The 15,339-nt window shown below is 57.1% G+C and carries 10 protein-coding genes; 5 read left to right on the forward strand and 5 right to left on the reverse strand.

Features of this window, described 5'->3' with window-relative positions; all coding sequences use genetic code 11:
- Window positions 1-8: 8 nt before the first annotated feature.
- From JJN09_RS06020 to JJN09_RS06040, 5 genes are read right to left on the reverse strand one after another with little or no spacing between them, the layout of a single operon-like run.
- Window positions 9-386, reverse strand: a complete 378-nt coding sequence (locus JJN09_RS06020) for a response regulator (protein WP_007954537.1) — start codon at window positions 384-386, stop codon at window positions 9-11.
- Window positions 387-430: 44 nt separating this feature from the next.
- Window positions 431-1,645, reverse strand: coding sequence for a hybrid sensor histidine kinase/response regulator (locus JJN09_RS06025; RefSeq protein WP_249486256.1), 1,215 nt, complete (start codon window positions 1,643-1,645; stop codon window positions 431-433).
- On the reverse strand, window positions 1,639-2,232 hold the full coding sequence (locus JJN09_RS06030) for a chemotaxis protein CheB (protein ID WP_249486257.1): 594 nt from the start codon (window positions 2,230-2,232) through the stop codon (window positions 1,639-1,641). Before JJN09_RS06030 ends, JJN09_RS06025 begins: the two co-directional genes overlap by 7 nt.
- Window positions 2,229-3,062, reverse strand: coding sequence for a protein-glutamate O-methyltransferase CheR (locus tag JJN09_RS06035; protein ID WP_249486258.1), 834 nt, complete (start codon window positions 3,060-3,062; stop codon window positions 2,229-2,231). Before JJN09_RS06035 ends, JJN09_RS06030 begins: the two co-directional genes overlap by 4 nt.
- Window positions 3,062-6,553: a response regulator gene (locus JJN09_RS06040; RefSeq protein WP_249486259.1), complete on the reverse strand. Its 3,492-nt coding sequence runs from the start codon at window positions 6,551-6,553 to the stop codon at window positions 3,062-3,064. The genes JJN09_RS06035 and JJN09_RS06040 overlap by 1 nt, the downstream gene beginning before the upstream one ends.
- Before the next feature lie 265 nt (window positions 6,554-6,818).
- On the opposite strand from JJN09_RS06040, the gene JJN09_RS06045 reads away from it, so the two are divergent.
- The 5 genes from JJN09_RS06045 to JJN09_RS06065 all read left to right on the forward strand — a co-directional run bounded on the left by JJN09_RS06045 (window position 6,819) and on the right by JJN09_RS06065 (window position 15,171).
- Window positions 6,819-7,184: a response regulator gene (locus tag JJN09_RS06045; RefSeq protein ID WP_249486260.1), complete on the forward strand. Its 366-nt coding sequence runs from the start codon at window positions 6,819-6,821 to the stop codon at window positions 7,182-7,184.
- 202 nt (window positions 7,185-7,386) lie between these two features.
- Window positions 7,387-11,274 carry a hypothetical protein gene (locus JJN09_RS06050; protein ID WP_249486261.1) on the forward strand — a complete coding sequence of 1,296 codons (3,888 nt, stop codon included), beginning with the start codon at window positions 7,387-7,389 and terminating at the stop codon, window positions 11,272-11,274.
- A gap of 82 nt (window positions 11,275-11,356) precedes the next feature.
- Window positions 11,357-12,646, forward strand: a complete 1,290-nt coding sequence (locus tag JJN09_RS06055; RefSeq protein WP_249486262.1) for a glycosyltransferase — start codon at window positions 11,357-11,359, stop codon at window positions 12,644-12,646.
- Window positions 12,647-12,727: 81 nt separating this feature from the next.
- Complete coding sequence (locus JJN09_RS06060) at window positions 12,728-13,633, forward strand: AraC family transcriptional regulator (protein ID WP_249486263.1); 906 nt, start codon at window positions 12,728-12,730, stop codon at window positions 13,631-13,633.
- 227 nt (window positions 13,634-13,860) lie between these two features.
- Window positions 13,861-15,171, forward strand: coding sequence for a sugar ABC transporter substrate-binding protein (locus JJN09_RS06065; protein WP_102619823.1), 1,311 nt, complete (start codon window positions 13,861-13,863; stop codon window positions 15,169-15,171).
- The last annotated feature ends 168 nt before the right edge of the window (window positions 15,172-15,339 follow it).

Consider the following 15,339-nt stretch of genomic DNA (forward strand, 5'->3'; position numbering starts at 1 on the left):
TTGACGCCTCAGGCCAGCAGTTCCTGAATTTTCTCCTGCAGCACGTCCAGATCGAACGGTTTCTCCAGAATTGGCGCCCTACGCGTGATCGGGCTACCGGTCTCGCGGATTTCCTGCGGATAGCCGCTGATGAAGATCACTTTCAGATCAGGGCGCAATTTGACGGCGGGCTCGGCGATCTGCACGCCCGAAATGCCACCCGGCAAACGAAAATCGGTAATCAACATGTCCAGATGCGGCTTGCTCGCCAGAATCTCGAACGCCTGCTCGCCGTTTTCGGCCTGCAATACGCGATACCCCTGCCCTGACAGATAGTCTGTCAGCACCATCAGGATCACCGGTTCGTCCTCGACGACGAGTACTACATCTTGTGCATCTACGCTCATGGGAAGCCTTTGTTCGGTCAATAGCTGCTGATACGACCGTGTGGTCACTCAGAGGTTGCGTTTGTTTCGCCGTTTTCCTGGAGCGGCAGACAAACGCGAAACAGGGCGCCCTCGTTGATCTTGCTCTCGACGACGATGGAGCCGCCATGGGCGGCGACGATCTGCTCGGAAATGAACAGACCCAGTCCGAGACCGGCCACCACCGTCTTGGCGGAGACCCGTTCGAACTGTTGAAAAATGCGTTTCTGGTTTTCCTCGCTGATACCGATGCCCTGGTCCGCGACTTCGATCCGCGCCTCATTGCCTTCGCGATAAACCCGCACCTGCACCGGGCTCTTGCCGCCATAACGCAAAGCGTTGGTCAGCAGGTTCGACACCACCTGCTCGATGCGGAATTCGTCCCACTGCCCTTCCACCGGCTCCGCCGCCGTGAAGCTGACGTCGGTCTCGGCCGCTTCGATCTGCTGGGCGAAGTTTTGCAGCAACGTGCCTACCAGTTGCGCCAGATCGAACCGGCTCGGCCGGATCGACAGCTTGCCGGTGCGGATCCGTGACACGTCGAGCATGTCCTCGATCAGGCGGATCAGGCTTTTGATCTGACGCTCGTCGCGGTCGACCATGGCGTGCATCTTGTCGAGGGTGAACGCGGCGGCGTTGTCCCGGGCCAGGTGCATCTTGCGCAGTTGGGTTTCGAGGATAAGGCCGTTGAGCGGCGTGCGCACTTCGTGGGCGACGATCGACATGAAATCGTCACGCATGCGCACCGCCTGCTCCAGCTCGCCTTGGGTGCTTTGCAGTTGCTGCAACAGCGCTTCCTGTTCGCGACGGCTCTGCTCAAGGGCTTCGACTTGTTGTTTCATCGCCTTGCTCTGGCGGTACAGGTCGACAAAGACGTTGACCTTGCTCTTCACCGCATGGATATCCAGCGGCTTGTGCAGGAAATCCACTGCCCCGCTCTCATAGCCCTTGAACGCGTAATTCAGTTCACGGCCGGCAGCGCTGACGAAGATGATCGGGATGTTCTTGGTCTTCTCGGTGCCGCGCATCAGCTCGGCCAGTTCGAAGCCATTCATGCCGGGCATCTGTACGTCGAGAATGGCCATGGCGAATTCGTGTTGCAGCAGCAGCGACAGTGCTTCATCCGCCGACAGCGCTTTGTAGACGGTGCGATCTTCGCGTTTGATCAGCGCTTCAAGAGCCAGCAGGTTCTCGGGCAGATCGTCGACGATCAGCAGTTTTGCCTGAATATTACTCAGCATGCGATTCGTTCCAGCTCGACAAGCAGACGGCCGATGCCGCGTATGGGAAGTATGTGATCCGGTTGGTGAGTCTTCAGGGCAGCCTCGGGCATGGTCGCGACTTGCGCATCGTCCGGATCCTGAACGATGGTCAGCCCGCCATGGCGTTTGACTTGCGCCAAACCCCGCGCGCCATCGTGATTGGCCCCGGTCAGCAGCACGGCGGCCAGTGCGGGGCCATAGACGTCGGCGGCGGACTCGAACAGAAAATCAATCGAGGGCCGTGAATGATGCAGTCGATCCTCCAGGCTCAACGACAGGCTGCGGTCCTGCTCCACCGACAGGTGATAGCCCGGTGTGGCGAAATACACGGTGCCGGGCTGAATGTCCTGTTTATCGATGGCTTCGGTGACTGGTAACGCGACCCGCCGGGCAAACACATCGGCGAGCTGGCTGCGCCGCTCCTCCGGCAGATGCAGGACGATGATGATCGGCAGACCGAACCCCGAGCGCAGCGAACCGAGCATGGTCAGCAAAGCCTCGACCCCACCGGCGGAAGCGCCGACCACAATCGCCTCGACCCGAGGCAAATCCGCTGCACTGTTCATGATTTGCGGTAGATCCGTTCTTGTTTCACCAAGGGCTCGAACTGGTTGGCGTAACCGGAAAAATCCAGGGTTTCCTTGCTGCCCAGCACCAGAAAGCCACGGTGACACAAGGACTCATGGAACAATCCAAACGCTCGATCCTGTAATTTTTTATTGAAATAAATCAATACGTTACGACATGAAATTAATTGAGTTTCGGAGAATACGCTATCCGTCGCCAGGCTGTGATCGGCAAACGTCACGTTGTCGCACAGGCTCTTGTCGAAAATCGCGTAGCCATACGCAGCAGTGTAGTAGTCGGCGAACGAGCGCTGACCGCCGGCCTGCTGATAGTTGGCGGTGTAGGCCCGCACGTTTTCCATCGAAAAGATCCCCTGCTTGGCCTTGTCCAGCGAGCGCGGGTTGATGTCGGTAGCGTAAATGATCGTACGATCGAGCAGACCTTCTTCGCGCAGCAGGATCGCCATTGAATAGACCTCCTCACCGGTGCTGCACCCGGCGATCCAGATCTTGATCGACGGATAAGTCTTGAGCAACGGCACCACTTCCTGACGGATTGCCAGGAAGTGCGACGGATCACGGAACATCTCGCTGACCGGAATCGTCAGCAATTGCAGCAACTGCATGAACGCCGTCGGGTCGTGCAGGACTTTCTCCTGCAAAGCCGAGATGGTCGCGCATTCGAACTGGCTCAATGCATGCTGAACCCGGCGCTTGATCGACGCGCCGGAATAGTCACGAAAGTCATAGCTGTACTTGAGGTAGATGGCCTCGATCAGCAAGCGCAATTCGATTTCGCTGTTTCGTTCCACGGAATGACTACGTTCCACTAAATGCGTTCCATCTTCGGCAACCACACGCGAATCAGCGAGAACAGGCGATCCAGGTCGATGGGCTTGGCCAGGTAATCGTTGGCGCCCGCCTGCAGGCAGCGCTCCTGATCGTCCTTCATGGCCTTGGCCGTTACCGCGATGATCGGCAGCTTGCGCCAGCGCGGATCCTTGCGGATCTCCATGGTGGCTTCAAAGCCGTCCATTTCCGGCATCATCACGTCCATCAGCACCAGGTCGATGTCCTCGACTTCATTCAATTTTTCAATCGCTTCACGACCGTTACGACCGATCACCACGACTGCACCCTTGGTTTCCAACGCGCTGGTCAGGGCAAAGATGTTACGTACATCGTCGTCCACCAGCAGCACTTTACGACCCTCGAAGACTTTGTCGCGGCTGCGCGCGGTCTTGAGCATCTTCTGCCGTTCATGGGACAACTGCGATTCGACTTTGTGCAGAAAGAGTGTGACCTCGTCCAGCAGACGCTCTGGCGAGCGGGCGCCCTTGATGATGATCGAACGCGAATACTTGCGCAGATCGGCCTCTTCATCGCGGGTCAGGTTGCGCCCGGTGTAGACGATGACCGGCGGGAACGAGCAGATGTCTTCGGTAGACATGCGCTTGAGCAGATCGTTGCCGAGCATGTCCGGCAGTTTCAGGTCGATGACCATGCAATCGAAGATCGTCGTGCGCAGCAGCTCCAGCGCGTCTTGCGCCAGGCCGACGGCGGTGATTTCAATGTCATCATCGCCGATCAACCGAGCAATGCTTTCGCGTTGCAGATCATCGTCCTCGACCAGCAGCACGCGTTTGACCTTCTGGGTGAGCTTGGCTTCAAGGCGCGCGAACACGTCCTTGAGCTCTTCGCGGGTGGTCGGTTTGACCGCATAACCGATGGCCCCCATGTGCATGGCCGCTTCGACGCGGTCTTCCACGGAAATCACGTGTACCGGGATGTGCCGGGTTTCGGCATGCTCTTTCAGGCGCTGCAGAACAGTCAGGCCCGAATGATCCGGCAGGCGCATGTCCAGCAGGATCGCGTCCGGTACGAACTCTTTCGCCAGGTCATAACCTTCATCTGCGCCGTGGGCCACCAGGCACTGATAGCCCAGTTCGTGGGCCAGGTCGTAAAGGATGTGAGCAAAATTCGGTTCATCTTCCACCACCAGAATGCAGCGGGTATCGAACGGTGCCTTGTTGCGGTCGTCGTTGAACCGAGGGATATCGACGGACGCCAGCGGCGAAACCGCGACGGCAGGTGTAATGACCGGTGCTGAGGCCGGCGGGCTGAAGGTCAGCGGTGCAACCGGCGTATCACCCGGCTCGCAGTATTGCTGCGGTAACACCAGCGTAAAGGCACTGCCCTGCCCCGGTGCGCTGCTGACGCTGATCGAACCGCCCAGCAACGTCGCCAGATCCCGGGAAATCGACAGGCCCAAACCGGTGCCGCCGTATTTGCGGTTGGTGGTGCCGTCGGCCTGACGGAAGGCTTCGAAAATGCTTTCCTGCTGATCCTGCGCAATCCCGATCCCCGAATCGCGCACGATAAAGGCAATGCGATCGTCCGGCTGCCCGGCGATGGTCAGGCTGACCGTGCCGTGTTCGGTGAATTTCACGGCGTTGGACAACAGGTTCTTGATCACTTGCTCCAGACGCTGGCGGTCGGTGAACAGCGTGATCGGGGCATCAGGCTGCAGCTCGACGCTGAACGCCAGTTTCTTGTCTGCCGCCAGTGGTTCGAATACACCGCGCAGGCCTTCGGCCAGGCGCGCCACGCTGGTGTTTTCCGGAATAACTTCGAGTTTGCCGGCTTCAACCTTGGAAATGTCGAGAATATCGTTGATCAGGTTGAGCAAATCGTTGCCGGCGGAGTAGATCGATTCGGCAAACTTGACCTGCTCGGCGCTGAGGTTGTCCTGCGGGTTTTCCGCCAGCAGCTTGGCCAGGATCAGTGAACTGTTCAGCGGTGTGCGCAGTTCGTGGGACATGTTGGCGAGGAATTCGGATTTGTACTTGCTCGAACGCTGCAACTCTTCGGCGCGTTCTTCAAGCTGCACCTGGGCCTGATTGAGCTCGGTGTTCTTCTGATCCATGGCGTCGCGCTGCTCGGCCAGGGTCTGGGCCTGTTCGGCCAGTTGCTCGTTGGTCTGCTCCAGCTCGACTTGCTGGGTTTCCAGATGCGCCTGGGATTCCTTGAGAATCCGCGACTGTTCTTCCAGTTCTTCGTTGGCGGTTTTCAGCTCTTCCTGCTGCACCTGCAACTCTTCGTTGAGCTGCTGGGTTTCGGCCAGCACTTCCTGCAAACGCTGGCGATAACGCGCCGCTTCGATGGACGTGCCGATATTGCCGGCAATCAGTTCCAGCAGCGCTACATCGCGGTCAGAGAGCGGACGCAGGAAGCCGAGCTCGATCACGCCGTTGACGCGATCGTCATCGCTGGTCGGCACCACCAGCACACTGTGCGGCAGGCCTTCGCCCAGACCGGAACTGACCTTGAAGTAATCCGATGGCACGGAGTCGAGACGAATCAGCCGCGCCTGCTGCGAGACCTGGCCGACGATGCCTTCGCCGCTGTAGATCGATTGTTCCTGTTCCTCCTGCTCGCGGGAAAAACCATAGCTCGCCACACGTTTCAGGCCGCCATGCTCCTCGCGCACATACAGCGCGGCCACGGCGGTGCCAAGGTATTGCGCACAGAATTGCAGAATGTTGCGCCCCAGCAGATTGAGCGTCAGTTGCCCCAGCACTTGCTCGGCCAATTGCGTCTGACCGTTGCGCAGCCACGCTTGCTGTTCCAGACGGTCGGCACTGGCCTGTTGTGCGGCAAGGTTGGCGCTGTAACTGCTGGAGAGATTGACCAGATCACGACGGCCGACGTAGGCCAGCAAACCGCTGATCCCGGCAATGAACAGCAGATACAGGCTGATGCTCCAGATCGTGGTCCGCCGCACGTCTTCATTGCGCGTGGTACGCAATGTCTGCTCGGTATCGATCACGTCTTCGAACTGTTTGCGAATCTCGTCGGTCAGGCGCTTGCCGCGACCTGCCTTGACCGCTGCCTTGTAGTCGCCACTGGCGCGCTGCAGGTCGATCATCGATTGCGCGTAGGTCGCCCACTCGGTTTGCAAGGCTTGCAAGCGGCGCAAACGGTCAGTCTGCACCGGGTTGTCGGCCGTCAGTTCGAGCAAGGTGTTGAGCGCCACGTTAATGCGCGGCTTGGCCGTTTCGTAGGGGTCGAGGAAATGCTCGTCACCACTGAGCAGGAAACCGCGCATGCCGGTTTCCAGGTCGACAGTGAGTTTCACTGCCTCATTGGCGTTATTGATCACCCGGTCGGTGTGCTCCACCCACTGGATCACCGAAAGCAGATAGCTGATCAGGGAAACGAAGAACACCGCGCTGATCGCGCCAACGCCCAAAGGCAGGCTGATGTTGCGACTCAGTAATTTGCGAAACCGTTGCTCATCAACCGAAGACGGAGAGGACATGTGGCAGCCTTGTCGAACTGTTGAAAACCAGAGAGTTTGCCCCAAAACGGCGGCATGGATCCATTTTTCTCACAGTGTTAGCACTGTTTTCCCACATTTGCCTGCGCTGAATCGCAGGCCAACGGTTATCCTTGCCCGCCCGTTTGCGCCTATTCTTTTTTTGTATCCATTCGGGAACTTGTGGCTATGCGCCACTTACTCATGCAAGAGCCCGGCAATTTTGATCGACCGGCGCCACCGTCCCCCATTCTTGAGAGCCGCCACTATGTCCAGCACTGCGTCCACCATCCTTGTAGTAGAAGACGACGCCATCGTGCGCATGTTGATCGTCGACGTGCTGGAGGAGCTGGAGTTCAAGGTTCTGGAAGCGGATGGCAGCGAACAGGCGCTGGAAATTATCAAGGATGTGAATCAGCACATCGACCTGATGATGACCGATGTCGGGTTGCCGATCATGGATGGCCGCCAATTGGCCACCGAAGCCCGCACGCTGCGCCCTGCGCTGCCGATTCTGTTTGCCAGCGGTTACGCCGAAACAATAGAAGTGCCAGCGGATATGCATGTGATTGGCAAGCCGTTTTCCATTGATCAATTGCGTGACAAAGTAAAAACAGTGCTTGGACAATCTTGAGACCGAAACTTCCGTTCCAGACAGATACAGCGGGCAGGTTTTCAATCTGCCCTGACCAACTTTGAAACCAACTATAACTACCCACTTTTATTAAAGCGCAACTACTCTGCTGCCGCCCCGGTAGCTGTGTGTTTTGGCACGAACAACCTTTACACAATATCGAGGACAACAACCCTGAAAACAACTCAAGGACGAATGACTCATGCAACTTTCGCAGAACGGAGGCCTGCTGGATATCGACAATGCAGCGCTTGACCAACGGTTCATCGCCGACTATCCGAAACTGGATCAGAAAGAGAAAACCAGTATTGTTTCAGCACTCACCCAGTTAACAGGGAAGCACAAGGACGGCGAGTCTGTTGATCTTGAGCTGGCTACTGTTCCACGCGTCGTCAATTCGACATTTGATAATGCTCAGGCATTTGCCCGCATCGCGTTACTGAAAATGCTGGATACCGAGGACTTCATTTTTCTCGCCGAAAAACATTCACTGCCCACGAACTCCATAGTCTGCGTCGATGAGCAAGCCAGGCTCACCGCACTGGTTAATGGCACCTGGATCGAACTCACCGGCGATGCCGTAATCACCAGCAACCTGCAAGATGAACTCTCCATGCTGGGTGAGTGTGCAGGCAAGACCGGCGGCTGTATTTTTTCCTCAACCGTGATTGGCATCAGGCAATGGCTGAGCTTTCATCAATACACCGTGCCCACCACCGTTACCCAGACCCGCAACCTGATCGCCTCGCTCGAATTTCAACTACCCGACAGCCCTGTCATGGGGGACTACCTTGAATTGTTGATGGCACCGCCCGAGTCAGCTTTTCATCTTTCTGTAACCAATCGTCAAACGATCAAACAGATCGCCAGGGACACGACGCAAGGGAAAAGGAGCCTGTTGCAACATCTCGCCACCCCGGGCTTCAGCACCGTGCCGATTGATCAAAAGCGCGAAAAGGCTGGCATTCACCTGGACAACTTTCTGCAGACACCGGACGCATTCGCACTGGGGCTCTACCTGCATGATCGCCTTGGCTGGCATCTGGACAGCGACCATGCTGAGGTGGCTGCGCGGCAAATCAGATGCCTGGTCGTTACTGCGTTGATTCTTGATCTTGGATTCGACGTCCAGCGGCATGCGAAAGTCGTCGCCGGTTATCACCTGTATCACCCAGGCAATGCCTCTAAAACGCCACAGCAGATTGTTGAAGAATTCGAATGGCAACTGACTCGAGAAGCCCAACTGCCTCACCATTTCGCGCCCTTGGCGGCACACCTGCTACTAGCCGGCGCGGCACCGCAACTGCTCGTTCAACATACGCCCGCCGAACTGACGATCGGCAAGCCTGGCTGGGTGGTAGTGTCCCAGGCCGTCGGGCTGATAGAACTCACGGCGCCCGGGGCCTCAAGGCTGATGCCTTACACCCGGATCAAAGCGTTTGCCGACCTTGCACCTACCAGCGCAGCGCAACACACGCTGCAAGGGTTGGCTGCCATTACGCCGATCATCGACTGGGCCGTTTTGAACGGTGTCTTGCCGGATGCAGCGAACGACTATGACGCCAACGCATTCAGCATCGCGGCCAGTCGTTTCGACCAATATGTGGAGGCGTTGAATGAAGTCGAATCCGGCATTTCGATTACCCCGCCTGACCGGCGCAAGTTGGCGTTACACGCATTGGAGCATGTGTTGCCGTCAGGCAGTTACCTAGAAAAGCGTATTTATAAATATAACTACGTGGACAGTCTGAACGACCAGAACTGGCTTGAAATACTGGCAACACCCTCACTTCCGTCGCTGATCGATATCGCACTCAACGAATCTGGAGCGTACCAAGTCGTGCGATCCCGAACATTAAAGCTTCGCGTATCTATACTTGATCTTTATCTGTCTGGCGATCTGGTCATCAATGGAAAATTCACCGATAAATTCAAAGCGACCGAAAAACTTGAGGCTCCGAAAGATGCGCTGACAAATCTATCCAGACTAGAGCCTGCGGATAATCTGTTCGACAAAGCGTTCGACACTTACTACCAGACACTGCAAAAGAATCAGGCCACCCTTCTAAAAATGGCCGTGTCCAGTTTGCCTCTCCCGGATATCAAGCGGCTGGCCAATGGTCTGATCACTCTGTACACGGTGAGAGAAACGGTCAACCCGCTGAACCCGTCCGAAGAAACTCAGCGCCAGCGAAACGAAGCCAAAGGCCGATACGGCATTATTCTGGGTTGCCAGAATGACAGGGAGTTTCGTTGTTACGAGCTGTTTTACCTGCGCGGTGTGTGTCGAGAGCGACCGGAGCTGGCCGAGATGTTGCGAACCAGCGGCGTAGCCTTCAGCGAGCCGTCCCTGAGTAGCGAGTTTGCTGAATCGGACTTCCAGCCGAAGAATCAGGCAATGGTCTGGCCGCTCGACCTCTCGGCATACAAGGAAGGCAGCGAGCCACGGAATCAGGTGAAGTCCACTGTCGTAGTGGAAAAGTTGTGGAATTTTTTCCTTCAATCCAATGAAAGCTGGCCCGTTTCCCTGTTCTTTTCCCGTTCGCTCGACGCATTGGCCGAAGGCGTACTGGGCAATCACCCGGTCGCCACACGTCAGGAACTGTATACCGCGTTCTACGGCCCCACCGAGCTGCAAAAAATCCGCGCTTTCAACGATGTCGTTGATACCACGATCATCAATATGATCGTACCCTTCAAAAAATGCATCGAAGATGTTCGGTCTGGTGAGACTGATCGTGTGTCCGAGGGTATCGGGGCCTGCATTCTCGATGGTCTGGCCATATTGGGACTGCTGGTCGGTTTTGCTTCCACCGTTGCGGGCATTCTCGGCAAAACCGCGTCGTCGACAGCCAAGGTACTGAGTGTCGCCAAAGCGGGGGCGCACCTTGCTGTTTCGATAGTCAATCCGTTCGATGGCTTGCCTGCGCTGGCCGTACAGAGCGGTCGGCTGGCAAAAAAAGGCGTTCTGCTTCTGAGCAAGCATGGGTTCAACGTCGTGGAAACCGCCACTGGCCAACTGCGCAAGCTGACGGGCAGCGCTCAGTCCTATGATCTGATCAAGGCTGCGCAAAAAACCGATCTGTTCCAGGGCCGCTGGAAAGCAGCAGGTGATCTGGGTGATCCGGTCAATTTGCTGGCTCTGCAACGCAACAACGACTGGTACGCTTTGAATCTGAGGGTCGGCGGTGCCTGGGGGCCAAAGCTGAAGAACTTGAAGGTGTCGCCTTTGGCGCCGCTGCGACGTCTTTTCGGTCGCGCCAAGCCCTTCAGTTACACCCAGGCTTATGTGAAGAAAGCACTGCCGGTAGCCAAGTCGAAACTTGACAATGCAACGTTGATGCTTCTGGAAACTGACAGCGCCGACGTACGAGCCGTCCTCAAGCATGTATTCGGCAATGATTCCGATGAGGTGCTCAAGCATGTGAAGGACAATCTGCACAAGATGCGCAACGACCTGGACTTCGTGACGCTTGCCAATATGTCCTTCAGAAAAGGTTCAGAGGCCAACGCGGCGTTACGCCCCGCAGCCTACCGGCGCTGGAAGTCCAGCGTGCTCGACGGTTCGTATCTGAAAAACCCTCCTGAGCATTTTCTGGTCATCTATCCCGAAGGGCTGGACGATTATTACCGTATGGCGAAATACGACGACGGCCGCATCGGCGACGTACTGATTCACGAAATGGCACACGGCGCACCCGATACGCTGGACCTGTATTACGGACAATTGAAACATGCCGACTCAGGACCTGCGGATATGGACGTGGCCGGTCTGCTTGATTTCGCCAAGGATGCCCACAAGGCCCATCCTAAAAACCTTTCCAATCCACATTACAAGGCTACTTACGACGAGGGTTTCAAGCTGCTGGGGCTCATGCAGAATACGTTGCCGGAACTGGTTAAAAAACATCCGGCACTCCTCAACGCGGACTCGTACGCAGTGGCGGTATCGATGCTTGATCAGGCACGGACTCACCGGGAGGCCTTCATGCTCAATCTGGCCCTGATCCAGAACGGCGTTAAGAAAACCACCAAACTTGGCTTCATCGACGGTTCGGTGCGGCTCAAGCTGGCCAGGGCGTCAATCTGATAAAAAGCGGATCGGCCGGCGCGCGCATTGTGTTCTAATTCGCGCGCCTTTTTTTGCCCATTCGTTTCAGGAACCTTGCCTCATGAGTCAGCCAGCAACCAAAGTCCTCGTTATTGGTTACGTCTGGCCAGAACCTCGTTCCTCCGCTGCGAGCGGGCATGTGATGCAGATTCTCGATACTTTCCTGCAACAGGGCTGGGACATTACTTTTGCCAGCCCTGCAGGCGCTGGCGAACATCCCGCCAATCTCGGCGAACTCGGTATACGTACCGTCCCGATCGAACTGAACAACAGCAGCTTCGACGTGTTTATCCGCGAACTCGACCCGGATATCGTGCTGTTCGACCAGTTCATGATTGAAGAGCAGTTCGGCTGGCGCGTGGAGAAACACTGCCCCGATGCGCTGCGGGTTCTGGAAACTTCGGACCTGCAAAGCCTGCGGCATGCCCGTCACCAGCGGTTGAAGGACCGACTCAAGCTCAGCGATGACGCCAACGATTTCGATCAGCTGTTTGCCCCGGCGCTGGCCGAAGAATTTGAGTTGATGGCTGACACCGACCTGGCCAAACGCGAGATTGCCGCACTTTACCGCTGCGATCTGAGCCTGATGATTTCGCAGGTGGAAATTGAATTGCTGGTGCAACAGTTCAAGCTGCCGCCTGAGTTGTTGCACTGGTGTCCACTGATGGTCACACCGCCCACCGCACCCGCAAAACCTTTCGAGGAGCGTGCGCACTTTCTCAGTATCGGTAATTTCCGCCATGCGCCGAACTGGGACGCTGTTTTGTGGATGAAAACGACCGTCTGGCCGCTGATCCGCGAACAACTGCCAAAAGCCCAATTGCATATCTACGGCGCCTACACGCCGCCCAAGGCAGCAGCCTTGCACAACGCTGCGCAGGGTTTTCACATCATGAACTGGGCTGAGGATGCGTTGCAGGTCATGTCCGATGCACGCGTCTGCCTGGCTCCCTTGCGTTTCGGTGCCGGCATCAAGGGCAAACTGATCGACGCCATGCTCTGTGGAACCCCGAGTGTCACCACGCCGATCGGCGCTGAAGGCATGCACACCGATCAGCCTTGGCCGGGAGCCGTCAGCCGCACGGCGCAGGATTTGGCCAATGCGGCGGTCGACCTTTATCGCGACGAGGTCCGTTGGCAAGCCGCACAGTCCCAAGGGCACACGCTGCTTCAGGAGGTTTATCAGCAGGCCATGCACGGGCCGGCACTGATCAACAGACTGCTGGACTGTCGCGAAAACATTGCCCAACTAAGACGTAACAACTTCACCGGCAGCATGTTGCGACATCATTCACACAAGAGCACGCAATACATGGCGCAGTGGATTGAAGCCAAGAACCAGAGCAAGTAGTCCATCGTCCAATCGCCTGCTGGCGTAACGGGCGCGCAAAGAGGCATGATCGCCGGGCGATAACAAAAAAAGCGCCCGATCATGACCCGAACAGCCCGCGTGACTGACCCCTCCTACGAGTTGATGGATGACCACAACGGGTTGTCCATCATCTATCGCCAGCATGGCTTTCCCTGCCCGCTGGTGCGCTGGCATTTTCACAAGGAATACGAACTGCACCTGATCGTCGCCAGTTCGGGCAAGGTGTTCATCGGCGACTACATCGGCAATTTCTACCCGCAGACGCTATTCCTCACCGGCCCGAATCTGCCACACAACTGGATCAGCCAGGTGGCCGAAGACGAAGTGGTCGAGAAGAGAGACATGCTGGTCAACTTCACCGATGAGCTGTTTGAAAGCGGCCATCTGGTGTTCGCCGAGCTAAAGACCTTGGCGCCACTGCTTGAGCGCGCGCAATACGGCATCGAATTCCGCTCACCGCAGACGATTCGTCAGGCCATGACCCTGATGCAACGCATCGCCGATTCAAACGGCATCACCCGTCTCGGGCACTTTTTCATCCTGATGGAATTGTTGGCCGCTTCCGACGATTACCAGCTATTGTCCGACGCGACAACGCCGCAACTGGCCGACGAACACAACATCGACCGCACCAACCGCGCGGTGGATTACATCTTTGCGCACTACGCCCGAGAATTGCCGCTGGAGGAAGTCGCCGAGCATCTGGGCATGAAACCGACCTATTTCAGCCGTGTGTTCAAGCAGGCCACGGGGCGCAATTTCATCGAGTTCGTCAATCGCCTGCGCATCAGCAAATCCTGTGAACTGCTGGCGGACGGCGACAAACCGGTGACCGAGGTGTGTTTCGAGTCGGGCTTCAACAACATCTCCAATTTCAATCGGCGCTTTCAGCAGCTCAAAGGCATGACGCCCTCGCATTATCGGCGGCTGGTGGTGCAGCGCCTGACCGAGCAAAACCACGGCTGATCGCCGAAAACCTGTACGGTTTCATCAACACTGCCCTGCTGAAAACCCTTTCCCTGTGTTTAGCGCTTCAATCACCAGTGCAAAAAAGTATCGATTCAAGTGCTAGGGATGATTTGTCAGCCCTGCGATTGAAGGCTGTAATCAGTGCACATTCTTCCTGCAGCCGGAAGACACAAAAACAATAACTGTCCTTCTGTCCCCCTCCGGGTGCAGAAAAGGAGTGCACGATGCAACCCACTGCAAAAGCTCTGCTTGCCCTCACCTGCATGACCCTCAGCAGCGTCAGCCTTGGCGCCCAGACCCTGACCATCGCCACCGTCAACAACAGCGATATGATCCGCATGCAAAAGCTCTCGAAAACCTTCGAGACCGAGCACCCGGACATCAAGCTCAATTGGGTCGTGCTCGAAGAAAACGTCCTGCGTCAGCGCCTGACCACCGACATCGCCACCCAGGGTGGCCAGTTCGACGTGTTGACCATCGGCATGTACGAAGCCGCACTCTGGGGCGCCAAGGGTTGGCTGGAGCCGATGAAGGATCTGCCGGCCAGTTACGCCCTCGACGATGTGTTCCCGTCGGTGCGTGAAGGCCTGTCGGTCAAGGGTTCGCTGTACGCCCTGCCGTTCTACGCCGAGAGTTCGATCACCTATTACCGCACCGACTTGTTCAAGGATGCCGGCCTGACCATGCCGGAGCGTCCGACCTGGGAACAGATCGCCGGCTTCGCCGAAAAACTCACCAACAAGGACAAGGAGCAGTACGGCATCTGTCTGCGCGGCAAGGCCGGTTGGGGCGAGAACATGGCGCTGATCACCACCGTGGCCAACGCTTACGGCGCGCGCTGGTTCGATGAGCAGTGGAAACCTGAATTCAGCGGTCCCGAGTGGAAGAACGCGCTGAACTTCTACGTCGACACCATGAAGAAGTCCGGCCCGCCGGGTGCTTCCAGCAACGGCTTCAACGAAAACCTCGCGCTGTTCAACAGCGGCAAATGCGCGATCTGGGTCGATGCCAGCGTCGCCGGCTCGTTCGTCACCGACAAGACCCAGAGTAAAGTCGCCGATCACGTCGGCTTCACCTTTGCGCCGCACCAGGTCACCGATAAAGGTTCGGCGTGGTTGTACTCGTGGGCACTGGCAATCCCGACCAGTTCCAAGGCCAAGGACGCCGCCAAGGAGTTCAGTGCCTGGGCCACTTCAAAAGAGTACGGCGAACTGGTCGCCAAGACCGACGGCATCGCCAACGTACCGCCGGGCACTCGCGCCTCAACCTACAGCGATGCGTACATGAGCGCCGCGCCGTTTGCCAAGGTCACGCTGGAGTCGCTTAAAGCGGCCGACCCGAGTAAACCGACCCTCAAACCGGTGCCTTATATCGGCATCCAGCTGGTGACCATTCCTGAGTTCCAGGGTGTCGGCACCCAGGTCGGCAAGCTGTTCTCGGCGGCGCTGATCGGCCAGACCACGGTCGACCAGGCGCTGACCGCCGCCCAGCAAACCACCGAACGCGAGATGAAGCGCGCCGGTTACCCCAAGTAACTCGCCACTAAACCTGTGGGAGCTGGCTTGCCAGCGATTAGCGATATAACGGCCGACAGCAATGTTGACTGTGTTGCCCCCATCGCTGGCAAGTCGAATCGTCGCACCGCAGCCCCCACAGGGTTCGCGTCAATGTCAGGAAGCTTTTCTCTTCTGAACATGTACCTG

Origin of the sequence: Pseudomonas sp. HS6, from assembly GCF_023375815.1 — a bacterium.
Classification (GTDB): domain Bacteria; phylum Pseudomonadota; class Gammaproteobacteria; order Pseudomonadales; family Pseudomonadaceae; genus Aquipseudomonas.